Raw genomic sequence first — 25,000 nt, forward strand, 5'->3', positions numbered from 1 at the left:
ATAGGCTATTTACCAATTGACAAGCAGGGAGCTAATTTATTATTTCAATTAATTAACAAAAGGTATGAAAAAAATTCTACAATAATTACTACTAATCAACCATTTAGTAAATGGGGAGAAGTATTTTCAGACATAACACTGGCAAATGCTATCTTAGATAGGCTAATTCATCATTCAAGTATTATTAAGATTACAGGTCCATCTTATAGGCTGAAGGATAAAATTGACCTGGTAGAAACTAAAAAAAGTACCAATAATTAATTCTAACAATCATACATTTTGAGATTCTAAAAAACATGCATTTTGGGATTGACATTTACACATGGCACAGAAAATGCTCGAAACCATGTTCATGTTCGGCATGATTTCTGTGGATGAATTCCACAAAATATCGGCTGTAAATCGCAAAACTTTCTCCCCGTTTTTGTCAGAGATTATGGGCTAAATAACTTGATATTTCTGCGATAGTACGGGAATATGTCACTACCCAAAAAGCGAGGTGAGTTGATGAAAAAGATAACGAAAATCGGGGTAAACGAAACCCTGATTCAAAAGAAAAAGCTGAAGGTTGCAGCCTACTGCCGTGTATCCACAGCCAGTGATGAGCAGCTTATCAGCCTTGAGGCACAAAAGGCCCATTATGAAAATTACATCCGTTCCAATGACGAATGGGAGTATGTGGGTCTTTACTATGACGAAGGAATCACGGGTACAAAAAAGGATGTCCGTGCCGGACTTCTTTCTATGATTGCTGATTGTGAGGACGGCAAGATAGAGTTCATCATTACCAAGTCTATCAGCCGATTTGCGAGAAATACTACAGACTGCTTGGAGATGTTTCGCAAACTGATCGGCCTTGGGGTTCATATTTATTTTGAGAAAGAAAACATCAATACGGGGACAATGGAAAGCGAGTTGATGCTCTCTATTTTAAGCGGACTTGCAGAAAGCGAATCGATTTCCATTTCAGAAAATACGAAGTGGGCCATTCAAAGACGATTTCAAAACGGAACCTTTAAAATTTCCTATCCACCCTATGGCTATCAAAACATGGATGGTCAAATGATAGTAATTCCTAAGCAGGCTGAAATTGTAAAGTATATTTTTGCAGAAGTGTTATCGGGTAAAGGTACACAGAAAGTTGCAAATGATCTTAATCAAAAGGGTATCCCTTCAAAAAGAGGTGGCCGTTGGACGGCTACTACCATTCGAGGAATTTTGACTAATGAAAAATATACTGGTGATGTACTTTTGCAAAAGACCTATACTGACAGCCATTTTAACAGGCACACCAATTACGGTGAGAAAAATATGTACTTAGTAGAAAACCATCATGAGGCAATTATTAGCCATGAAGATTTTGAAGCTGTAGATGTCGTTCTCAATCAGAGAGCAAAGGAAAAAGGCATCGAAAAGCGCAACAGTAAATATCAAAACCGATATTCCTTTTCTGGCAAAATTATTTGCTCGGAATGTGGCAGTACCTTTAAAAGACGAATTCATTCATCTGGAAGAAAATATGTTGCTTGGTGCTGTAGTAAGCATATAGGCAATATAACGGAATGTTCTATGCAGTTCATTCGAGATGAAGATATAAAGACTGCTTTTGTTACGATGATGAATAAACTCATTTACGGTCAGAAGTTCATATTAAGACCACTTTTGAATGGATTACGTAACCAGAATAATGTAGCGAGTTTTCGTAGAATTGAAGAGTTGGAAACTAAGATTGAAAACAACATGGAGCAGAGCCAGATGCTGACGGGTTTAATGGCCAAAGGATATCTGAAACCTGCTCTGGTTAATAAAGAAAAGAATTCATTGGAAGCAGAAAGAGAAAGTCTTCTTGCTGAAAAGGATCAACTTACTCACTCTGTAAACGGCAATTTTGCAAAAATGGAGGAAGTTGATCGTCTGCTCAAGTTTGCTACTAAGACCAAATGCTCACAGCCTATGAGGATGAGCTGTTTGAAAATTACGTGGAGAAGATTATTGTCTTTTCAAGGGAGGAAATTGGATTTGAATTAAAGTGTGGAATCACATTGAAGGAAAGGTTGGTGAATTAGATGGGTCACATGCCCTATGGATATAGAATTGAAAACGGTAAGGCTGCTGTAGATGATATAGCAGCAGAGCAGGTAAAAGAATTATTTTCAGGATACTTGGCAGGACTTTCCTTGAAGGATGCTGCTAAAAAAGCTGGGATAGACTGCTATCATGCCACTGCAGGAAGAATGTTACAAGACAAGCACTACCTTGGCGATGAATTCTACCCTCAGATTATTGATGAGGAAACCTTCGAAAAAGCCAGAGTTGAAAAACAAAGACGAGCTGAGATGCTCGGAAGGGTATGGAAGCCAAAGGATGAGCCAGGGGTGGATTATAAAGTAAAGTTCAAAGTTAAACCCATAGAGCAGAAATACAATAACCCATACAAGCAGGCAGAATATGCTTACAGTCTGATAGAAAGTGAGGTGTAACATGTGGCGGTAAGTAAAAATGTAACAGTGATTCCGGCAATTAAGCGAGTCGGAAACAATAAAAGCAATGAAAGCAAACCCAAAATACGGGTGGCTGCTTATTGTCGTGTTTCAACGGATAGTGATGAGCAGGCTTCAAGTTATGAGGTGCAGATTGCTCATTACACTGATTTTATTAAAAAGAATTCGGAATGGGAGTTTGCAGGTATCTTTGCAGATGATGGTATTACGGGTACCAATACTAAAAAGCGTGAAGAATTTAATCGTATGATTGAAGAGTGTATGGCAGGAAATATTGATATGATTATTACAAAGTCCATCAGCCGATTTGCCAGGAACACTTTGGACTGCCTTAAATATATCCGCCAGCTAAAGGATAAGAACATCGCTGTATTCTTCGAGAAAGAGAATATCAACACAATGGATTCCAAGGGTGAAATCATGCTGACCATCATGGCATCCCTTGCTCAACAGGAGAGCCAGTCCTTAAGCCAGAATGTCAAGTTGGGCATCCAGTATCGATATCAGCAAGGTGAAATTCAAGTGAACCACAATCGTTTCTTGGGATATACCAAGGATGAAAACAAGCACCTGGTGATTGACCCAGAGGGCGCAGAAATTGTAAAAAGAATTTACAGAGAATACCTTGAGGGGGCGAGCCTTTTGCAAATAGCAAGAGGATTAGAGGCAGATGGCATTCTTACAGCGGCAGGCAAAGCAAAATGGAGACCAGAAACACTAAAGAAGATATTACAGAATGAAAAGTACATCGGAGATGCCCTCTTGCAAAAGACCTATACGGTAGATTTCCTTTCAAAAAAGCGAGTCAAGAATAACGGCATTGTTCCCCAGTATTATGTGGAGAACAGCCATGAACCTATCATTCCCCGTGACCTTTTTATGCAGGTTCAAGAAGAGATGGTTCGAAGAGCGAATCTCCGAGGCGGTAAGGGCGGTAAAAAGCGAGTCTATAGTAGTAAATATGCCTTATCGAGTATTGTTTACTGCGGGCAATGCGGTGATATTTACCGACGAGTACACTGGAATAACCGAGGTTACAAGTCTATTGTTTGGAGATGCATCAGCCGTTTAGAGGAAAAAGGATCTGAATGTACGGCCCCTACCATAAACGAGGAAACATTGCAGACAGCAGTGGTCAAGGCTATTAACGAACTTTTGGCTAACAAAGAACCCTTCCTCCAGGCGTTGCAGAAAAACATAGCTACTATACTTAATGAAGAAAATGATAATGCCACCAATGATATTGATAGCAAATTGGAAGAATTACAACAACAGCTTCTTATCCAAGCAAAATCCAAGAATGACTATGAAGATGTGGCTGATGAAATCTACCGCCTTCGAGAATTGAAGCAAAATGCACTTGTTGAAAATGCAGAGCGTGAAGGAAAAAGACAACGAATCGCTGAAATGACTGATTTCTTTAATGAACAATCCTGTGAGTTAGAGGAATATGATGAGCAGTTAGTAAGGAGGCTTATAGAAAAGGTCACAGTACACGATAATAGAATTGAAGTAGAATTCAAGTCTGGCATTAGTATAGACGTTGAAAATTGAAATGAAAAACAAAATGTTATTAGAATCTAACACCTTGCTGAAATGCAGGGTGTTTTTCATAGTTCTTTCAATGAGTCAATACAAATTAGTTTATTAGTATTTACAAATTAGTGGTATAATTTGTAATAGAGTAAATAGTGGAGGTGTAGACGGTGAATAAGAGCGTGACCTTTACAGTGGATGCAGATGTGTATGAGAAATTCTGCATCGCATTGAATTTAACAAATGAAATACAAGATGTTGCAGTGGAAAGCTGTATGCGTTGGTATATTGCAAAAACCTTTGAAAAAGCATCACAAGCCTATAACCCAAAAACAATAGCAAGACAGAATGAAGATACAAACAGGGATTTTTACGGAAAAGCAAATCAACGAATCCCAGTATGGGCTATAAAGTCGAATCAATATAACCACAAGATCATCCGTGCTTATTTTAAGGCGGTTGCCGCCACAGGTCGTGCTACCATAGATATGATGGAACGCTTATGCAGTGAAGAAAACAACCCGGAACTGTACGTGCCAACTTTTAAGAATAATTACTCACAGATGAAGTTGGATGGACCTAAAAGTCACGGTAAAGTATTTGAGGATGACGGTGAAACGGTAACTATCTGGCATGAGGTTGAAGATACGCTAATGAAATACAAATCGAGTTTTTGTGATTAAGGGAGCAAATTTATGCTTTAATAAGATAGGGGGATTACATAATGAGTAATCAATTAACAGAACGAGAAGTTTTACAACAATTGAATATTCCGGATTTTCGGTATATTACAAAAGATAAAATTATGACTTTTGCATCCATGCTGCAGAATATGGAGCCAGAAGTTGCAAAGAAAGCGTTAGAGCAATTCCCAGAGTTTGCAAAAATGGCTTTGGAAGTGCTGAAAGATTATAGAAGTGTCATGGAAAAAACACTGGATGGAAATTCAGCGAGTAGCAAGCAGTGCTATGACATATACAATGAAGTCATTGATGCCTTAAAGACTTGTTTGGCGAAGGGTGACTTGCCTTTCGAGGAGAAAAAATATTACATCGAAAAAATGATGGAAATTGCAAAAATGGCCGAAAGTAAGGATACAGAAAACAAAGGATTTAACTGGAGAATGATTTCGTTAGGCACATTGGCAGTCTTTACAGTTGTTGGTATAGGCGCAAGCATTCTTGGTGGTAACACTAATATTAAGTTGCCAAAACCAAAGCTATGATTATAGAAGGTAGGTAGTTAAATGTATGATTTTGACTTGAGAACACCTGATAGAGCGTATGATTTTTTACTTACTTTCTTTAATATGTCTGGAGAAGAATATATTGAAGAGCTTATTATCAATAGTAATAATGAGTTTGAAAAATTTTGGGATCGCAATGCAGCAAAGGTAAATAACATCAATATGGATACTATTAGAATATGGGGATTTCATGTTATAGGGTCTTTAGATGAATGCGGAGAAATTCATAGTCAAGGCTTAAAGAATCTCCAAAAGGTTTTATCTGGGGATACTCTATTAAGCAGAATGCTAAAATCCAATGGCGTATTTTTTGATGTGGAAAGACGTTTATTGTTCTATAAAGGTAAAGAGTACAATGTGGATTATGATTGGTATAGGAATAATGATTATTCAATGTCTCCGGAGAAATATCTCAAGCCGATTGCACATCGAGTTTATTACGACTATTGCGTTAATGGATTTATGATGAATGATGATATTTTTTCCTATGGAACAAATATTCATGAAAGACCAGAATTTTTGATGAAACTTTCCGCTGCTTTTCCGGATTTGAAAAAGATGGAGGAAGAATGGGCTAAACGTAGTAAAGGCTATAAAGTGAATTTTTACGCAACGATAGATCAAATCCATCGGTTCAATTTTGACTTAAATGATACTCAAGAAGAACTGACAGATGAGGAAATTGTACATATAAAACGGTGGATGGTAAGCCGTGCGATTGATCGAGCTAATAATAATTTGATTTCTGAAGTGTTCTTATATATAAAAGACGAAATAGATATTCCGCCTGAGCAAATAACCAGTTGTGAGGAAATATAGATTTTTGAGTACAGATGTTATTATAGACACTAGGATAACTGGAGTTCAGAATCTGTTGAAAGACACGACGGTTTGTTTAGTACTATTTGCGAATGAAGGTGAAAAATAATGAGAATAGGAAGAAATGATCCTTGTCCATGTGGTAGCGGCAAAAAATATAAAAAATGTTGTCTTGGAAAAGCTGATGATGTTTACTATTCTAATCCACTTAATCTTCTAGAAACCTATAAAAAAGTGCGAAAAGAATCGAGAATTAAAAGATGTCTACATCCTAAATCAGACGAATGCTCTGAAAAAATAATCGGGGCACATTCAATCCAAAACAATAAAATAATCAAGCGTTTATCTTCTAATGGTATAGTGTATATGCCTTGTCCAAAATCGGACAATCCATTTGCGCCAATGACTGTGTACGGTAGAAAAGAAGCAACTGTTTTTACAGGATTTTGTGGATATCACGATAAGACGGTATTTCAACCTATCGAGGATGGAATGTTTGACAAAAGCATACAGCATATTTTCCTTTATACATATAGATGTTTTGCCATTGAATATCATAAAAAGATAATTCTTAAATAAGGCAACAATATGACTTTAATATAAAATGGAAATTGAATTGCACTTGACAAAATAATTTTCATATATTATAATATAAAAATCTCTTTGCACTGCATATAAATCTACGGTACAAACTGAGCAGGCGATGAACAATATTGTTCGTGGGGCCGGGCTGGAAACAGCAGCAGATTGAATTATTTCACATCTGTGGGACAGTAAAATGTTTCATAGGTGTGTTTTTTTATACTTATTTGAAACATATAATTAGAATTTGCAATGCCATAGAGCTATCTTAATAATGCTTAAAAAGCAAAAACTGGAGGTAACTTATTATGACAGAACAAAAAAATCAAAATTTAGAAGGCTTGACAAGTGAGCAAGCCAAAAAGTTGCAGGAACAGTTTGGTAAAAACGAACTGGCAACTGTAAAAAAACAAAGTTTTATTAGCAAGGTTATTCACATTGTTTTAGAGCCGATGTTTTTATTGTTAATTGTTGCATCAATCATCTATTTTATATTAGGTGAACCACGAGATGGTGTGATTATGCTAATCTTTGTAATTGGTATCATCAGTATAGAAATAATTCAGGAATGGAAGACAGACAAAACATTAAATGCACTTAAAGATTTATCAGCTCCACATGTAATAGTTATTCGAGATGGAAAAGAGCAGACAATTTTAAGTGAAGACTTAGTCCCAACTGATTTAATGATAATCAACGAAGGCGTTAAAATTCCTGCTGATGGTGAGGTTATCAAGGCAAGTGATCTTTGTGTTGACGAATCATCTCTTACAGGTGAATCTGTAGGTGTTTGGAAAGTGACTGTTGATAATGCCGATAAAAATAATACAGATTATTGGCGCAAGGATTACTGCTATGCAGGTACTCTCGTTACGCAAGGAAGTGCTACAATTCTTGTAGATAAAATAGGCTCTAATACAGAGTATGGTAAAATAGGTATTAATGTAGCATCTGCTCCAGACAGTCCAACGCCTTTAGAAAAGCAAACAAACAGCATTGTTAAGACATGTGCAATAATAGCAGGTATTTTATTTATTCTTGTTACAGTAATAACTTATTTCAATATTCCGGATCATAAATTTACAGATAGAATTATTGAAAGTATTTTATCAGGAATAACTTTAGCAATGGCTATGATACCTGAAGAATTTCCTGTTATATTGACAGTGTTCTTATCTATGGGTGCATGGCGTCTTGCTAAAAAACAGTCTCTTGTTCACAAGCTTTCTTCTGTTGAAACATTAGGTGCTGTATCAGTTCTTTGTGTAGATAAAACAGGTACGATTACAATGAACAAAATGGCTGTTCAGGATACTTGGGCAATTGATGATGATAATTATAACTTATGTGAAATTATGGGGCTTGGCTGTGAAACAGATGCATATGACCCAATGGAGAAGGCAATGCTTTTACATTGTGAAAGCATTGGAATTTCAAAAGACCATTTATTTGGTGGTGAACTGATATCCGAATATGCATTTACAAATGAACTTAAAATGATGGGGCATGTTTGGCGACATGATGGAGAAATTGTTATTGCAGCAAAAGGTTCGCCTGAAAGTATATTGACTATATGCAAATTATCAGACGAACAAAGAAAGCAAATTGAAAATAAAATAAATGAAATGTCAAGGGAAGGTTTAAGAGTAATAGCTGTTGGTACAATGAATCCAAAGAGTGAATCTGACATTCCTGATAATATTACTGATTGCAAGTTAACATTTTTAGGTTTAATTGGTCTTGCTGATCCTCCAAGAGAATCTGTGAAAGAAGATATCAAGATGTGTAATAAAGCAGGGGTTCGTGTAGTAATGATTACTGGTGATAATGGAATCACGGCAAGTTCCATTGCAAAACAAATTGGAATGAAAAACAGCGATAATATTATTACTGGTGATGAACTGAACAATATGACAGATTCTGAACTTATGGAACGTGTCCATGATGCAAATATATTTTCAAGAGTTTTGCCGGAACATAAAATGCGCATAGTTAAAGCATTTAAGGAAAATGGTGAAGTTGTTGCCATGACAGGTGATGGTGTGAATGATGCTCCAGCTCTTAAATATGCAGATATAGGAATTGCAATGGGCAAGCGTGGCTCTGAGGTTGCAAGAGAAGCTGCTGATTTAATTTTGATGGATGATAACTTTTCAACAATTGTTCATACAATTGAAGATGGAAGAAGAATTTATGATAACATCAAAAAAGCTATAGGTTATGTATTTACTATTCATATTCCTATTGCATTTGCATCACTGTTTGCACCTCTTTTAAATATTAGTCCTGCAAGTCTTTTATTGCTTCCTGTGCATGTTGTGCTTTTAGAGCTTATTATTGACCCAACTTGTTCTATTGTTTTAGAACGTCAGCCTGCTGAAAGTAACATAATGGATCGAAAACCAAGGGATCCTAATGAAAAAATTCTTACAGCTGGAGTATTGACAAAAAGTATTCTACAGGGGCTGGCTATATTCATAGCTTCTTTTGGAACATATTATATGCTTATTAAACAACAACCTGAAAATCCACAATTGGCGAGAACAATGGGACTTAGTATTATAATGATTGCAAATTTATTTTTAGTTCAAGTAAACAGTTCAAATTATGATAATGCATTTAAGACGATGAAATATCTAATTAAAGATAAAGTTATGTGGGCTGTTATTATTGGTACTGTTGCAGGTCTTTTGTTAATGCTTTACACTCCTCTTAACAGAATTCTAAATCTTGCACCATTATCATTATCACAGTTCTTTATAGCCGTAGGTATTGCAGCTGTATCAGTTCTTTGGTATGAAATTGTAAAAATTTTCAACAATATGAACTTAAATAAAAACAGTTAGTATATTTTAGTTTGGTTTTCCTCAAAAACCTAAATTAAACAAAAGCAACTTCGCTCTCAATAAAGAAAGTGAAGTTGCTTTATGACTCATTTCAAAGCAAGAAGTTGTTAACATAGAAAGGTACATGTTTAAAATAAAACCGTCATTAGCAGATATACCAGATGAAGATAATCCATATCGTGGAATGCATATGGCAATTGATGATTTTCAGAATGTTAAAAAAATCTTTGATACTGCTTTATTGACTGGTAACTATGATGTGCTTTCTAGTGTTGTGTGGGAGTTTGATCAACCAGTTAGATTTGCGGGTACTGGTTTTGAAGCTATGACACATGATTTGGAAGGGAACAAAATACAAAACTTGCTAAATCCTAATGTTTCAGCAAAGCATATTTTTGTTATGGTGTTTCCAGAAGGCGAGAAAACATATTGCATTATATCTTGGCTCAAGGAAAATGATGCTTTATTTGCAAAGTATAAACAGCAACTCTTGAGTTTGCCAGAAGAAAAGAAGAAAATATATATCAATAATTTGTTACCCATGATTAGTGAAAATATTGTTGTAAACCCTGAAGCATGGGATAATTGGGAAGAATACAAACGTAATGAATTCGGTGCAATAGAGTTTGGAATAGCAACTTTGTTTGAAGCTGAAGGAGACTACTGGGATAGACTCGAACCACCTGTTTATGATTTGTTTGATTTGTAAAAAATTATTGAAATTCTATCTAACTAGCAGACTATAGCTGGTTGACATGTTCCCGTCTACCGATAGTGCCAAAAATGCAGTGGATATGTTTCCGAGAACGGACATACTCAAATGACATTCGTTCTATCCTCTCGAGCCACGTTGAGTGCGTAGTATTGATGTCAAGGCTGTAAGTGTTTATTTAAGCGGGTTTCCGAATTTACATCCAGTTTGCCTACTCGACCTAAAGGGCTAAAATACGTACATGGAAACATATCAACGGGGTATTTTGGGGTAAAATTTGAACTCAAAAATTGGTAGGGTTGAGTTAACAGATTAGATAACGGGCATTTTTGATAGGGGTTGAGGAGACAGGATGGATGTAAAGTATATAAATATTTTTTCTCTTGTCTAGCATGTTTTATATGTTTTTAAAGCTTCAAATTATCAATATAAAAATTTAGTATTGACATACTAAAATTAAATTGATACACTACTATTAGTGGAAGATTCTCACATCTTGATAGAAAGGAGGAAAAACGTGAATACAGCAATAGATTACTTTATTAATCTGTTTACCATTCGCGGTATAACCTCCAGAGAGCAAATCTTAAATGAAATACTGCGTGTTAAACTTACAGCAAATGCAATAAAATCTCAGAAAAAATCCAATCAGGATGAAGAGCAGCTTTTTGAATTAATGAAGCAGTCTACAGAAAATACAATACTGGGATACTTTCCGGGAGACAGGGATTTTTTCTCTACTGTTTATAAAGTTGCTCATAATGTAGATCTTATTGAGTTCACTCTTAAACTTTATCAAAATGACCGTTTTGGACAGATATTTTCTCCGGCTTATTTAACGAAATATATTTGTAGCATGGCAGAGGAAGTAAATGCTCGGACGATTCTTATTACCGAAGCAGAGAAAAGCCTTTCAGGTCTTAAAAACTTTGTGGATAAACATAAGTCAAGCAACATAACATTTACCACCTCAAATGCACTAATGTTTATGTTGCTTAAGCTAGGATTTGAAGAATACAAGAATGTCAGCATACTTAATCAATCTATATACCAGGAACTTCTTATTGAAACACGTTTTGACTTTATTTATTCCATGCCTGATTTTGGTGGAAAAATTGAATCTTTAAACAACAAATTCAAGTCTTCAAGACCAGATATTATAGCAACACAAAATTTACTTAGGCACTTATCGAAAAATGGTACACTCGTGACTGTGCTACCAGCAAAGATAACATTTTCAAGCGGTTCAGAAGCCAAGCTGCGCGAGCATATTATGACCAATTATCAATTGGAGGGCATTTACAGTCTTCCTGAAGGTACTTTCAGGCCATATACCAGTATAAAGACCTATATACTCAGAATAGGTGTTGTGAAAAAAGAAAGTGTGAACGTAGGTTATTTAGGTTATGATAACGGCCTATATATCGATAAAGTGAAAGTGGTGGGGAACAAAGACTTCTCCAATCATGAAGATTGGCGTATTGAACTCATACTTGAAGATGATGACGAGAATATCAAAAAGTATAAGTCATCAACACATGAAAGGGTTAAACTGCATGAAGTTGCTGAGGTCTTTAGGGGGAAATCAATCTTAAAAAAAGATGTGAAGCCTGGGAATATTAAGGTACTGAATATTTCAAACATTACCCATACCGGCATTGATTATTCCGATATGGACAGTATTGACGAAGAAGAGCGAAAAATCAAACGCTATGAACTAATGGACGGAGATATTGTCCTGTCTTGCAGGGGGACGGCAATTAAAACAGGTGTATTCCGTAAGCAAAAGAATATCGTTATAGCATCAGCTAATGTTATTGTTATAAGACCAAATCATAGAATTTTAAGTGATTATCTTAGGATATTCTTTGAAAGTCCAGTAGGAATAGCACTCATAAAAAGCTTTCAACGGGGGACAACCATTGTAAATATAAATCATATGGACATCGCTGAAATGGAAATACCGCTACTTAGTATGGAAGAGCAAAAAGAGTTAGTAACCCATTATGAAAAGGAAAGTTCACTGTATAGGGAGACTGTTAGTAGAGCGGAAGAGCGTTTCACCGCTGAAAAGCAAAAAATATATGAAAAATTATTATAAGAAAGGAGTATAAGCTATGGCAATTAAAGAATTCGAATTCATGCATGGTGGAGTTATAACAAGGCTGTTAAGAAAAGACATTCCATTACAGCTTACATTGGTAGAAACAAGTTCAGGTATAGTCTTAAGTAGTGGTGTAAAATTCGTGGCACAAACTTGACAATAGCCACGATATGATTTCTACTTTAATTAGGTCTCGAAAACCAATAAAAGTAGAGGAGGATCATAACGTGGCTACTAATGATAGAATGGCACTTTTAGAGGAACTTCGCAAGTATTTGGCTGATAAAGATAAAGATTTTTTACGTGAGGCAGTTACAGTAGTGGTTAATTCTCTTATGGATTCAGAGGTTTCATCCATTGTAGGAGCAGAGAAGTATGAAAGGAGTGGAGAACGGAATACATACCGTAATGGATACAGGGATAGAGATTGGAATACAAGGCTCGGCACACTGGAACTTAAGATACCAAAGTTAAGACAGGGCAGTTACTTCCCAAGCCTTTTAGAGCCAAGAAAAATGTCTGAAAAGGCTCTGCTTAACGTGGTGCAGGAAGCATATATTCATGGAGTAAGTACCCGTAAGGTGGATGACCTTGTTGAAGCACTTGGAATGAAAGGCATAGATAAAAGTCAAGTATCAAGAATCAGCAAACAACTTGATGATTTTGTTGAGGAATTCAGAAACAGAAAATTAGAAGGTGAGTATCCCTATCTCTGGCTTGATGCTACATTTCCCAAAGTCAGGGAAGGCGGCAGGGTATGCAGCATGGCGCTTGTAATAGCCGTTGGGGTAAATAAGTCAGGTGAAAGAGAAATATTAGGTTTTGATGTTGGAATGAGTGAAGACGGAGAGTTCTGGAAAGAGTTTTTAAGAGGCCTTGCTTCCCGTGGATTAAAAGGAGTTAAACTCGTGATAAGTGACTCTCATGAAGGCCTCAAAATGGCAATTAAAGAAATATTGACAGGCACAACATGGCAGAGATGCAGAGTGCATTTTATTCGTAATGTATTAAGTCAGGTTCCGAAGAAATGTCAGGGTATGGTTTCATCAATCGTAAGGACAATCTTTGCCCAGAATGATCAAAAGTCAGCGAAACTACAACTAAGACATGTAGTAGATGAGCTGAAGGACCGCTTTCCGAAGGCTATGGCCATACTTGAAGATGCTGAAGATGATGTACTTGCATACATGGCATTTCCTCATGAACATTGGTCTAAGATTTGTTCTACAAATCCCTTGGAGAGGTTGAATAGAGAAATCAGACGCAGGACTGATGTAGTATGCATATTCCCCAACAGAGAGGCTGTAATACGCCTTGTAGGGGCAATGCTTATGGAACAGAATGATGAGTACCAAGTAGGGCGTCGTTACCTTAGTCTCGAATCTATGGCTAAAATAACGGATACGGGTGAGTATACTCTCGCACCGGTGGCCTTGCTGCATAAATAAAAAGTGGTATAAAGTAGAGATCAATTTACACCACTTGACAAGACGTTATCCAAGTTCAAACGACAGCAAGGCAGTTTATAAAATACTATCGCAAAACAATAATGAGTTGACATTATACATAAAATATCGATCCCGACCAGAACCGAGAAAAAAAGAAGGGAACACATGGATTTTTAATTTTACACAAAAGAATCTTAATGAATTAAACTCGTATAAAGATGGTAACTTTATGATCGCACTAGTATGTGGCAATGATGATAAATTAAATGACAGCGAAGTATGTCTATTAGATAAGCAACAGGTAGTAAGTTGTATCAACACAGATTCCAATAGTAACCAAACTATAACTGTTAAACTTACAGGAAGTAAAAGCTTCAGAGCTTATGGTACTATGACAACAGGAGATCCCTTAATAATACCAAGAAACAGGATAAATACAATTTCGATATAAAACGGAGGATCAAATATGTCTACTGTGAACTTAGGGTTTGAAAATAATCTATGGGAAATGGCAGATAAGTTGCGCGGCAACATTGAAGCATCGGAATATAAGCATGTGGTACTGGGACTCATTTTTCTTAAATACATCTCTGATGCTTTTGAAGAGAGATATAATGAACTGGTTGCAGAAGGAGAAGGCTTTGAGGAAGATATAGATGCTTATACTGAGGTAAATGTTTTTTACGTACCGAAAGAGGCCCGTTGGGATTATATAAAAGCAAATGCAAAACAGCCAACAATTGGACAAATTATTGATGAAGCCATGATAGCGATTGAGAAGGAGAACGCCTCTCTTAAAGGAGTGCTTCCTAAAAACTATGCCCGCCCGGAGATAGACAAAACCAAGCTCGGTGAGCTTATAGACTTGTTTTCTTTCAAAGTTGGCGATAAAGAAGCAAGGGCACAGGATGTTCTCGGTAGGGTTTATGAATACTTCCTTGGGAAGTTTGGCTCTTCGGAAGGTGAATTCTATACTCCGCCCTCAATTGTAAAATTGCTTGTTGAAATGATAGAACCATATAAAGGCAGGGTGTATGACCCCTGTTGCGGGTCCGGTGGTATGTTTGTGCAGAGCCAGAGATTTGTTGAAGAGCATAGCGGAAGAAAGGATGATATCCATATATTTGGGCAGGAGTATACCGCTACCACATGGCGTCTATGCAAGATGAACCTTGCTATTCGAGGAATTGACGGAAATCTCGGAGAAAGGGATGCAGATACTTTTTCCAATGATCTTCATAAGACGCTGAAGGCGGATTATATACTTGCAAATCCACCTTTTAACATCAAAGACTGGGGAGCTAACAGGCTTGTTGATGATGTACGCTGGAAGTATGGCCTGCCACCGGCAGGGAACGCCAACTACGCCTGGATACAGCATATTATTTCCAAGCTTTCACCGAACGGGGTAGCAGGCTTTGTTATGGCCAACGGTGCAATGTCCACCAATACAACAAGTGAGGCTGAAATAAGAAAAAACATTATTGAAGACAAGTTGGTGGACTGTATAATCACTCTGCCACCAAATCTTTTCTATAATGTCACAATCCCTGCTTGCCTGTGGTTCCTGACAAGGAACAAAAAATCCGATGGCCGGGATCGCAGCAACGAAATTCTTTTTATTGATGCCCGCAAGATGGGAACGATGATTGACCGCAAGCACAGGGAACTTGACTATGAAACCGAGATAAAGTATATTGCCGATACTTATCATAAGTGGAAAAAAGGTGAAGGATACGAGGATATTAAGGGATTTTGCAAATCGGCTACCCTGGATGACGTGCGCTCCCATGAATATATTCTCACTCCCGGCAGGTATGTAGGCATTGAAGATAAAGCTGATGACGGGGAGCCTTTTGATGAAAAAATGACCAGGCTTACCGGTGAACTTGCCGAAATGTTTGCAAAGCGCAAGTCTTTGGAAGACGAAATCCGCAAAAGACTGGGGGCAATCGGCTATGACTTTTAGCGATAATACAAAAAAATCAGTTGTTGCAAATTTTGCAACAACTGGTGAGGAAATCTTTAGTAATGAGTAAAAATTATATATCAATATGGATTAATATAATGACAAGGGTGATCAGTGTGAGTATTGAGAGTTGGAGTGAATTTTCAATAAAAGATATATGTATCAATATTTCTAGCGGAGGAACTCCATCACGAAAGGTACCTGAATACTATTTAAATGGTGTTCATAAATGGATAAAAACACAAGAGCTTAAAGACTGTAATATATACGACACAGATGAGCACATAACTGATGCTGCTTTAAAGAATTCATCTGCAAAAATTTATCCGAAAAATACTATTTCTATGGCAATGTATGGAGCAACTGTAGGTAAACTTGGCATAATGAAATCGGAATGTGCAACAAACCAGGCGTGTTGTAATATGGTTGTAGATTCTACGAAAGCAGATTATAGATTTCTTTTTTATAGCTTATTATATCGTAGGGAAGAATTAATCGGATTAGCTAGTGGAGCTGCTCAGCAAAATTTAAATGTAGGTGTAATATCAAATTTTCGAATAAATCTTCCTACCCTCTCTGAACAAAAAGTCATTGCTGCCACACTATCGGTCCTTGACGATATGATCGAGCTTAACAACCAAATCAACAAAACCCTTGAAGAAATGGCTCAGGCAATCTTCAAGTCCTGGTTTGTGGATTTTGAACCGTTTAAGAACGGAGAGTTTGAGGAAAGCGAACTTGGGCTTATACCAAAGGGGTGGAGAGTTGGAGTTTTAGGAGATATTATAGATATTTTTGATTCAAAAAGAGTTCCCCTTTCTAATCGGCAAAGAAGTGTTATGGAAAAGAAATATCCATACTATGGAGCTGCTACATTGATGGACTATGTTGATAACTATATTTTTGATGGTGTCTATGTTTTACTTGGTGAGGACGGCACAGTGATGGATGAAAAAGGATACCCGATACTGCAATATGTCTGGGGTAAATTTTGGGTTAATAACCATGCGCATGTTCTGAAAGGTAAAGGTGTATTTTCAGATGAATACTTATATATACTTCTTAAAAATACGAATGTAGCAAGTATAGTTACAGGTGCTGTTCAGTTAAAAATTAACCAAAATAATTTAACTGGATTAAAAATTATGATTCCTCCAGAAGATGTAGTGAAGCAATATAATGATGTAGTCAAAGATATTTTCGCTTGTTTTCGTTCCAATGCTGATGAAATTAAAATATTGATATCATTACGAGACACTCTTTTACCCAAACTAATTAGCGGTGAAATAAGAGTACCAGTGGAAGAGGTTGTATGAACTGATTGTGATAGAAAGGGGGAAACCTTATGCCTAGCCATAATATATATGAGGATGAATTAGAACAGGCTGCATTGGAATGGTTTGAAGAACTTGGTTATGAAACCGCTTTTGCACCTGATATTTCGCCTGGTGGGGATTATCCTGAACGTTCCGATTATTCAGATATTATTCTGGAAGAACGCCTTAAGGATGCCTTAAAGCGGATAAATCCTGATTTACCCCAGGAAGCTCTTGATGATGCTATGCATCAAATCCTTGTGCCTCTCAATCCTGCCCTGATAGATAATAATCGTCTTTTTCAGAAGATGGTTACCGATGGAGTGAATGCTACTTTTAGAGCTAATGATGGCAGGATAGTCAGCAAGCAGGTCAGGGTTTTTGACTTTAATGAAGTTAAAAATAATGATTTTCTGGCTGTTAACCAGTTCACTGTGATTGAAAACAGAGTTGAAAAGCGTCCTGATGTGGTGGTATTTGTCAACGGTATTCCCCTTGTAGTTATCGAGCTTAAAAACCTGGCGAATGAAGATGTGGAAATATCTGATGCATATAATCAAATCCAGAATTATATAAGCACCATTCCATCCCTATTTACTTATAATGCTTTTGCAGTTATATCCGATGGAGTTAATGCAAGAGCAGGCACAATCACTGCTGATGAAGACAGGTTCATGATGTGGCGTACAATTGATGGGGACGAAATAGCACCATTAAGCCGCCCACAGCTTGAAGTCCTGATCAAAGGCATGTTTGAAAAGGAACGCCTGCTTGATATCATTAAGAGCTTTATACTGTTCCAGACTGACGGAAAGGACACATATAAAATTCTTGCCGGCTATCATCAATATCATGCAGTTAACAAGGCGGTCGAAAGCACTATAAGAGCTGCCATCACTGAAGGGGATCGTAAAATCGGTGTTGTTTGGCATACTCAGGGAAGCGGTAAAAGTCTTTCTATGGTCTTCTATGTTGGCAAGCTTGTTTTGTCAAAAGAACTTAACAACCCTACAATCGTAGTGATTACCGACCGTAACGACCTTGACGATCAACTGTTTTCCACCTTTGCAAAATCAAAAGATTTATTACGTCAGGAACCGGTTCAGGCTCAGGACAGGGCGGATCTTCGCAAACTCCTGACAAGGGAATCGGGAGGTATTATCTTTACAACCATACACAAGTTTGCTCCTGAAGAAAAAGGAGACAGCGTACCGGTTTTAACAGACCGGGAAAATGTAATTGTTATCGCTGATGAAGCGCATCGAAGCCAATACGGGTTCAGGGCGGAAATTGTTAAGGATGATACAGAAGCTGATGTTAAATACGGTTATGCAAAATATATGCGTGATGCCCTTCCAAATGCGTCTTACATTGGATTTACCGGTACACCCATATCTCTTGCTGACAAGGATACCAGAGCGGTATTTGGCGATTATATCGATATTTACGATATGACCAGGGCAGTAGAGGATGGAACAACGGTACGCATATTCTATGAAAGCCGGATTGCAAAACTGGAATTGCCAGATGAGCTCAAGCCTGTTATTGATGATGAATATGAAGAAATAACTGAATATCAGGAATATACACAGAAGGAGAAGCTCAAGAGCAAATGGTCAAGACTTGAAGCCATCGTTGGCGCCGAGCAACGGGTTAAAGCCATTGCCAAAGACATTGTGGAGCACTTTGAAAAGCGTCTTGCCGCTCAGGAAACAGAAGTGGGCAAGGGTATGATAGTGGTTATGTCACGCCGGATTGCAATTGACTTATATAAAGCCATTGTTGAACTGCGTCCCGAATGGCACTCAGACGACATTGACAAAGGTGTTATCAAGGTAGTCATGACAGGCAGTTCCTCCGATCCAAAGGAATGGCAGCCTTTCATTGGTACAAAAGCTACAAGGGAGCGCATTGCCAAACGAATGAAGGACAACAAGGATGAACTGAAGCTGGTTATTGTGCGTGATATGTGGCTGACCGGCTTTGATGTGCCCAGCATGCACACTATGTATATTGACAAGCCCATGCAAGGACATAACCTTATGCAGGCCATCGCCCGCGTTAACCGTGTATTCAGGGAGAAGCAGGGAGGATTAATTGTTGACTATATCGGTATTGCTGAAAATCTTAAGAATGCACTTAATGATTATACCGAAAGCGACAGGGAAAAGACCGGTGTTGACACTGAAGTGGCAGCGGCAGTCCTTCTTGAAAAGTATGAACTGATTAAGGAATTACTTCATGGTCATGATTATCAGAAGTTCTTTACCGGCTCTGCTTCCGAAAGAATGTCTGCCATTGTTGAAACAATCGACTACATCATTGGATTGCGCGAGGAACGCAAAAACGATTATCTTAAACTGGTCAGTGAGCTGTCAAGAGCTTACTCCCTTTGTGCTACTACTGATATTGCCGAGAAATTGAACCTTGAGGTAGGTTTCCATAAAGCGGTTAAATCCGGTATCATCAAGCTTATACCCGAAAATTCCAGAAAAAAAACTGCTGCGGAAATTGAAGCACAACTTAACCAACTTGTTTCCAAATCAATATCCAGCAATGAGGTTATTGATGTCTTGGATGCCGTTGGGTTAAACAAGCCGAATATTGCCATACTCTCAGATGAGTTCCTGGAAGAAGTGCGTAACATGAAACAGCGTAACCTTGCTGTCGAACTTCTTAACAGATTACTTAAGGGCAAAATTAAGACATTCTCAAAACGGAACCTCGTTCAGTCCAGAAAGTTTTCAGAACTATTGGAGAATGCCATCAGAAAGTACCAGAATCGTACAATAGAAACCACTCAAGTTATTCTGGAGCTTATACAGCTTGCAAAGGAAATTAATGAGGCCCATAAACGTGGAGAAAACACAGGCCTTACTGAAGATGAGCTGGCATTTTATGATGCCCTCGCTGAAAATGAGTCTGCAAAAGAGGTAATGGGTGATGATATTCTTAAACAAATAGCCAGGGACTTGACTGAAGCAATACGTAAGAACTTAAGCATTGACTGGTCTATACGTGCCAGTGTGCAAGCCAAGATGAAAATGATTATAAAGAGGCTGCTTAAGCGCTATGGTTATCCTCCGGATAAAACACCAAAGGCTGTAGAAATAGTAATGGAACAGGCCAAGCTTATGTGTCAAAACGAGAGTTCCGGGGTTAGGTATCAGTACCAGCTTGAAAAAGAAGATCTGCCAAAAGTAGCGGAGGATAGTTTTGACATATAGTAATAATTATAGTTTTATGGTGAATATAAGTTAAAATTATAATTAAGAGGGGATGGTGTAAAATGTCACAGGACGATATAATCCGAATAATAGAAATTATTAAACGGTATTTTCCAAAGGATGCAACTGAAATTTCTGATGCGTTGGATTTGCTAAACCTTGCTCTGGATGGACTGATGAGCAGCACAAATAAGTCAATTGCAGAATTCCATAAGAATAAGGAATTTGACAAAGGAATGGAATTATGGGAGTTTTCTAAAACAGTGTCAACAATTCAGGAGACAATCAATGAGTATACATCTTTGCTCAACATAGATGCAGAGGCCGATGATGACGAAATTGATGAAGAACTCGACGAAATAGATGAACAGAAAACTATACCAAATTATTCGGATTATATCGTTGATTCTTCCATTCCTCATACCCTTTATGAAGATTTTACCCATAAAAAGGTGGTCGCTTTTTCATTTAATAATAATCGATATACAGCTAAAGATTGGAAGGATTTGCTGCTGCAAACATGTGATTTGTTGGCAGAGATAGATGCCACTAAGTTTAGTGAGTTTATTGATGATCCCGTTATGAAAGGAAGAAAGGTTTCTTACTTTAGCAGAAAATATGTCGATAGAAAAAATGAAAAAATGAAAAAATGAAGAACATAGACATATATGTTTGGACTAACTTAAGTGCCAACAGTATAAGAAATCTTATCAGAAAACTTCTACGGAAATTCGATATAAAATTAACCGATTATTACGTATATCTACGAGCAGATTACACCCCTTTACATAAAAGTGATAAAGCAAATGATGAATACAATCCAGACCAAAGAGAAAACCATGACGAAACGAGAATTGGAAAATATGTTCGTCAAACCCTTAGGGAGCTATCAAACCATCAATATCGTTTTACTGATAAAGAAATAAGTGAAATGCAGTCAAAGCAATGGTCGAAAGAAGTATTGGGAATAGATTACCCGCTTCTTAAAAAGTATAAAGACAATGAAGATATTTCAGCTCAAATTAAGGATGGAATTTATGGTCGGTACTGGAAAGAAATTTTTGAGTTCAACGGGATGAAGTTTTTAGCTACGAGCCAGTGGTATGAACGACATAGAGAACCCTTTGCACGATGGATATCAAGATTGCAAAATGAAAAATAAAATTATCATTTTTTAGATTTTTTACAAGAACACCCGATGGGTGTTTTTTGTTTATATAATTAAGTCTGGTTTATAGACTCCTAACAAGGAGGTGATGCCTATGCTTGTACTAATATAGGTATTATGACTTTAATAACACAAAAACCAAAGGAGGAAATCAAAAATGATTGGAATCGAGCAATACCGAAAAATCCTGGAGTACAAAGCACTTGGACTTGCTCAGACAAAAACCGCAAAAGCACTGGGGATAACCTATTCTTCTGTCAGCAAATACTGGAATATGAGCGAAGAAGATTATGTAAGGGAAGCTGAAAAGGAAAGGTACCACATGGATAACTACCGTCAGTACATACTGGAACATTTGAAAATTTGTCCACAAATGAGGGATACAAACATCTATCTCAAATTGGTGGAGGCCTTCCCTGATTTACAAGTTAAACGAGCTACATTCTACCGCTATATGAAAGCCTTAAGAGAACAGCACGGGTATCCGCATGCCAGTAAACGTAAAACCTCACCCCGTGAAATTTCTCCACCGGGATATGAAGCGCAGGCGGATTTTGGTCAATACAAACTTAAGGATATGTACGGGCGAATTGTACGAATATATTTCTTTTGCATGGTTCTGAGTTATAGCAGAATGAAATTTGTTTATTTTTCACCGGATCCCTTTACAACCAAAACAGCCATTAAAGCTCATAACTATGCATTCCAATATTTTGGAGGAAGTACACAGACTATTCTTTATGACCTTGACCGTGTCTATGTAGTCAGTGAAAATCTGGGGAATATCATATTCGTACCCACATTTGAAGAATTTGTTAGGCGTATAGGTTACAGTGTTTCGCTATGTAGACCAAGAGATCCTCAAAGTAAAGGCAAGGTTGAAGAGGTGATTGGATACATAAAGCAAAGTTTTCTTGAGGGCAGGATATACACCGGAATTGATAGCCTTAACAGTGCTGCCCTTGCATGGTTAGATAGGGAAGGCAACGGGCGAATACATACTGTGACCAGAAAAGTGCCGCGCGAAATGTTCATGGAAGAGCAAAAATACCTGCTCCATGTCAAACCTTATTCCGAAGTATCAAGCACTGTTGCCTCTTTTGATAAGGATGGAGTGGTAAGTTATAAAGGCAACCGTTATCAGATTAATACAGGTATGATGGATGCTCATAAACGCATTCGAATTGAAGATGATGGTGAAATGCTTTTGTTCTATGATGCTGAAACAAATGATTTATTGGCTAAATATCCAGTCACAGAAGATACCGGGCAGTTGTTCAAACCAGAAGAAAATTACAGCAGAGACAGGGTTTCTTTAACCATCATAAAACAATATTTTGCAGAATACGAAATAGCTCAGGAATTCATTCGCCGGATGGAGCAGCAACAGTCGAAATATTTTAATACACATTGCATTCGATTATACCGGATGACAAAGTTTTATACAATTGGACAATTGCTTGATGGAATAGAATACTGCATTGATACTGAACGCTGCAGTGCCTATGAGCTTTTGGCTTATCTCATGTATCAGTACGGAGAGCATATAGCTAAGAAGTTTTTGCCGAATCAGCAGTATTTTAACCATTTGGCCAGGAGTAAAGAAATAAGGAGGGAAATCGATGGCTGATATAACAGAAATCCGTGAATTAGCTCAAAAACTTAATCTTTGGAATATCGCAAGGGGATACATTGATTTGAACGATGAGAAACTATCAAACCTTGACTATCTTAAGATGGTGTTAGAAAAAGAATTGGAGATTAGGGCCAGACAAAAACACACCAAGCTGAGGAAGGCAAGTAAGCTTCCAAACAAAGCATTTGACGCATCGAACTCAAACAAGGGCTTAAAATGGCAGATTAAACAGTTATCCAACCTGACATGGATTAAGGAAGAGCAAAACTTAATCCTGCTGGGAAAATGCGGGACGGGTAAGAGTGGTCTTGCAGCGCAGCTTGGAGAAACTGCAATTAGCAATGGATATAAAACCTATTATGCGCCTTTTGATAATTTTATCGCAGTGGCAGAAAAGAAAGCCACAAATCCAAAAGCAGAAGCGATCTTTTCTTATATGCAGGAATGTGACTTAATTATTATTGATGATGTCTTTTATGTGGAACCAACCAGGGCAGAACTGCAGGTTTTCTACCGGGCAGTTACCTTTCTTAATGAAACCAGAAGCATTATTTTTATAACCAATCGTGAACTGTCGGCATGGATAGATGCAGCTGAGGATAAGCATCTTTGCCAGACTTTATTGGACAGGATAACGGTCAATTGTCAGATTGTTCGCTTGACTGACAGATAAATTGAATACACTCACTTTGTTCTTGAAAAATTAATACCTCGTTTGAAAACAATGCCGAAAAACGGCTTAAAATAGATGCAAAAAATCTCATGAAATTCAAAGAACTGCTTAGCTTTTGAGATTTTCTGCAGTTTATAGGGTAGGGGGATCTAAATTTCTACCGCTTTTCATCCCGGAAACGGGCGGGGGGTCACGCGCGAAAAATCGCAGTTTCAAACGGTGTCATGAAATATTCCGCAGGGTTCATTGGAATAACCGAGGAAAGAAATCAATCGTATGGAGATGCGTCAGCAGATTGGAAAACACCGGTTTATTTTGTACCGCTTCCACTATACTTGAAGATACGCTTAAAGAGAAAATTATAGAAGCCATTAATGTAGCGGTAAGCGGAAAAAACTCTTTTCTGGCCATACTGAAGAAGAATATTGAAACCGTATTAAGCGAGGAAATGGATGAAAGTACAGAAGATATTGATAAAAGGCTGGAAGAACTCCAAACCGAGTTGATCCAAAAGGCAAATTTAAAGGAAGAATACAATAATATTGTAAATGAAATTTATAGGTTGCGAGATTTAAGGCAAGAAACCCTTTCAAGAAACGCTCTCCGTCAAGATAAGCGGGATCGGATCGCTGAGATGACGGACTTCCTTAATATGCAAACCGGTGGTATTACGGAATTTGATGATAAACTGGTTAGAAAACTAATTGAAAAGGCAACTGTATATAATGACAGGCTAGTGGTAGAGTTTAAGTCAGGGTTAGAAATAGAAGTAAACCTATAAGCTCGTATTAAGATAGCCGCCAGTAGGGGAAGAGTACTTATACTATTATAAATAACTACAGGAGACATAATTGGATTACCGATTGCGGGAGCAGAAGCAAAATGCGCTGGTTAAAAATGCAGAGCGTGAAGGAAGAAGCAGCGAATAGCTGAAATGACAGACTTCTTGAATGAACAGTCCTATGAGCTGGAGGAATATGATGAGCAACTGGTAAGGCGGCTTATTGAAAAAGTTACGGTATTTGATAATAAGCTGACCGTTGAGTTTAAGTCTGGAGTAGAGATTGATGTATTAATTTAAAATGAACTTGACCGCCGATTGAGGAGAAATACTTCTTGATGGGCGGTTCTTTTCTATTTATACTTGGGGATAATCTAATAAGTGAACTCGTTTCAGCAAGCTGAAACATCGGGGAATCAGATGGAGAGTCTACTCC

General features: G+C 37.6%; 24 protein-coding genes and 1 riboswitch. All 24 genes read left to right on the forward strand.

The annotated features are described in order from the left end of the window. Positions 1 to 261, forward strand: a 261-nt coding sequence (locus tag BO51_RS06370) for an ATP-binding protein (protein WP_496485055.1), incomplete at its 5' end; no start/stop codon positions are given. Between the two features lie 61 nt (positions 262 to 322). Next, on the forward strand, positions 323 to 445 hold the full coding sequence (locus BO51_RS06375) for an SHOCT domain-containing protein (protein WP_496485057.1): 123 nt from the start codon (positions 323 to 325) through the stop codon (positions 443 to 445). Positions 446 to 507: 62 nt separating this feature from the next. Then, positions 508 to 2,028 carry a recombinase family protein gene (locus tag BO51_RS06380; RefSeq protein ID WP_496485059.1) on the forward strand — a complete coding sequence of 507 codons (1,521 nt, stop codon included), beginning with the start codon at positions 508 to 510 and terminating at the stop codon, positions 2,026 to 2,028. Positions 2,029 to 2,075: 47 nt separating this feature from the next. Beyond that, complete coding sequence (locus BO51_RS06385) at positions 2,076 to 2,480, forward strand: hypothetical protein (protein ID WP_496485061.1); 405 nt, start codon at positions 2,076 to 2,078, stop codon at positions 2,478 to 2,480. 3 nt (positions 2,481 to 2,483) lie between these two features. Then, positions 2,484 to 4,055: a recombinase family protein gene (locus BO51_RS06390; RefSeq protein WP_496485063.1), complete on the forward strand. Its 1,572-nt coding sequence runs from the start codon at positions 2,484 to 2,486 to the stop codon at positions 4,053 to 4,055. 152 nt (positions 4,056 to 4,207) lie between these two features. Then, positions 4,208 to 4,720, forward strand: a complete 513-nt coding sequence (locus BO51_RS06395; RefSeq protein ID WP_097033529.1) for a hypothetical protein — start codon at positions 4,208 to 4,210, stop codon at positions 4,718 to 4,720. A 41-nt stretch (positions 4,721 to 4,761) separates the two neighbouring features. Next, the gene (locus BO51_RS06400) at positions 4,762 to 5,262 is read left to right on the forward strand and encodes a hypothetical protein (RefSeq protein ID WP_097033530.1); all 501 of its coding nucleotides are present in this window, start codon (positions 4,762 to 4,764) and stop codon (positions 5,260 to 5,262) included. A gap of 21 nt (positions 5,263 to 5,283) precedes the next feature. Continuing rightward, positions 5,284 to 6,102: a hypothetical protein gene (locus BO51_RS06405; RefSeq protein ID WP_047341614.1), complete on the forward strand. Its 819-nt coding sequence runs from the start codon at positions 5,284 to 5,286 to the stop codon at positions 6,100 to 6,102. A 108-nt stretch (positions 6,103 to 6,210) separates the two neighbouring features. Further along, complete coding sequence (locus tag BO51_RS06410) at positions 6,211 to 6,681, forward strand: SEC-C metal-binding domain-containing protein (protein WP_097033531.1); 471 nt, start codon at positions 6,211 to 6,213, stop codon at positions 6,679 to 6,681. Between the two features lie 103 nt (positions 6,682 to 6,784). Beyond that, positions 6,785 to 6,878: riboswitch (NiCo riboswitch) on the forward strand. A gap of 114 nt (positions 6,879 to 6,992) precedes the next feature. Then, the gene (locus BO51_RS06415) at positions 6,993 to 9,530 is read left to right on the forward strand and encodes a cation-translocating P-type ATPase (RefSeq protein ID WP_097033532.1); all 2,538 of its coding nucleotides are present in this window, start codon (positions 6,993 to 6,995) and stop codon (positions 9,528 to 9,530) included. Positions 9,531 to 9,654: 124 nt separating this feature from the next. Further along, positions 9,655 to 10,239 (forward strand): hypothetical protein, encoded by a 585-nt coding sequence (locus BO51_RS06420; protein ID WP_097033533.1) that lies wholly within the window; start codon positions 9,655 to 9,657, stop codon positions 10,237 to 10,239. Positions 10,240 to 10,759: 520 nt separating this feature from the next. After that, a complete protein-coding gene (locus tag BO51_RS06425) occupies positions 10,760 to 12,343 on the forward strand; it encodes a restriction endonuclease subunit S (RefSeq protein ID WP_496485067.1) in 1,584 nt (527 codons plus the stop codon). Between the two features lie 16 nt (positions 12,344 to 12,359). Further along, positions 12,360 to 12,503 (forward strand): hypothetical protein, encoded by a 144-nt coding sequence (locus BO51_RS06430; RefSeq protein WP_496485070.1) that lies wholly within the window; start codon positions 12,360 to 12,362, stop codon positions 12,501 to 12,503. A 70-nt stretch (positions 12,504 to 12,573) separates the two neighbouring features. Then, the gene (locus BO51_RS06435) at positions 12,574 to 13,794 is read left to right on the forward strand and encodes an IS256 family transposase (RefSeq protein WP_496485072.1); all 1,221 of its coding nucleotides are present in this window, start codon (positions 12,574 to 12,576) and stop codon (positions 13,792 to 13,794) included. A gap of 34 nt (positions 13,795 to 13,828) precedes the next feature. Further along, a complete protein-coding gene (locus BO51_RS06440) occupies positions 13,829 to 14,245 on the forward strand; it encodes a hypothetical protein (RefSeq protein ID WP_496485074.1) in 417 nt (138 codons plus the stop codon). A gap of 15 nt (positions 14,246 to 14,260) precedes the next feature. Beyond that, positions 14,261 to 15,763, forward strand: a complete 1,503-nt coding sequence (locus tag BO51_RS06445; protein WP_496485076.1) for a type I restriction-modification system subunit M — start codon at positions 14,261 to 14,263, stop codon at positions 15,761 to 15,763. Between the two features lie 116 nt (positions 15,764 to 15,879). After that, a complete protein-coding gene (locus tag BO51_RS06450; RefSeq protein ID WP_496485078.1) occupies positions 15,880 to 17,079 on the forward strand; it encodes a restriction endonuclease subunit S in 1,200 nt (399 codons plus the stop codon). A gap of 29 nt (positions 17,080 to 17,108) precedes the next feature. Continuing rightward, complete coding sequence (locus BO51_RS06455; protein ID WP_496485080.1) at positions 17,109 to 20,306, forward strand: type I restriction endonuclease subunit R; 3,198 nt, start codon at positions 17,109 to 17,111, stop codon at positions 20,304 to 20,306. A gap of 62 nt (positions 20,307 to 20,368) precedes the next feature. Next, the gene (locus BO51_RS06460) at positions 20,369 to 20,959 is read left to right on the forward strand and encodes a hypothetical protein (protein WP_496485082.1); all 591 of its coding nucleotides are present in this window, start codon (positions 20,369 to 20,371) and stop codon (positions 20,957 to 20,959) included. Beyond that, a complete protein-coding gene (locus BO51_RS06465; protein ID WP_496485084.1) occupies positions 20,956 to 21,468 on the forward strand; it encodes a hypothetical protein in 513 nt (170 codons plus the stop codon). The genes BO51_RS06460 and BO51_RS06465 overlap by 4 nt, the downstream gene beginning before the upstream one ends. A 163-nt stretch (positions 21,469 to 21,631) precedes the next feature. After that, positions 21,632 to 23,104, forward strand: a complete 1,473-nt coding sequence (istA, locus tag BO51_RS06470) for an IS21 family transposase (RefSeq protein WP_496485086.1) — start codon at positions 21,632 to 21,634, stop codon at positions 23,102 to 23,104. Continuing rightward, on the forward strand, positions 23,097 to 23,783 hold the full coding sequence (locus BO51_RS06475; protein ID WP_416197193.1) for an ATP-binding protein: 687 nt from the start codon (positions 23,097 to 23,099) through the stop codon (positions 23,781 to 23,783). The genes istA and BO51_RS06475 overlap by 8 nt, the downstream gene beginning before the upstream one ends. A 295-nt stretch (positions 23,784 to 24,078) precedes the next feature. Further along, positions 24,079 to 24,564, forward strand: a complete 486-nt coding sequence (locus BO51_RS06480) for a hypothetical protein (RefSeq protein WP_496485088.1) — start codon at positions 24,079 to 24,081, stop codon at positions 24,562 to 24,564. A gap of 153 nt (positions 24,565 to 24,717) precedes the next feature. Then, positions 24,718 to 24,864: a hypothetical protein gene (locus BO51_RS06485; protein WP_028306869.1), complete on the forward strand. Its 147-nt coding sequence runs from the start codon at positions 24,718 to 24,720 to the stop codon at positions 24,862 to 24,864. The last annotated feature ends 136 nt before the right edge of the window (positions 24,865 to 25,000 follow it).

This window comes from Soehngenia saccharolytica DSM 12858 (genome assembly GCF_059568515.1).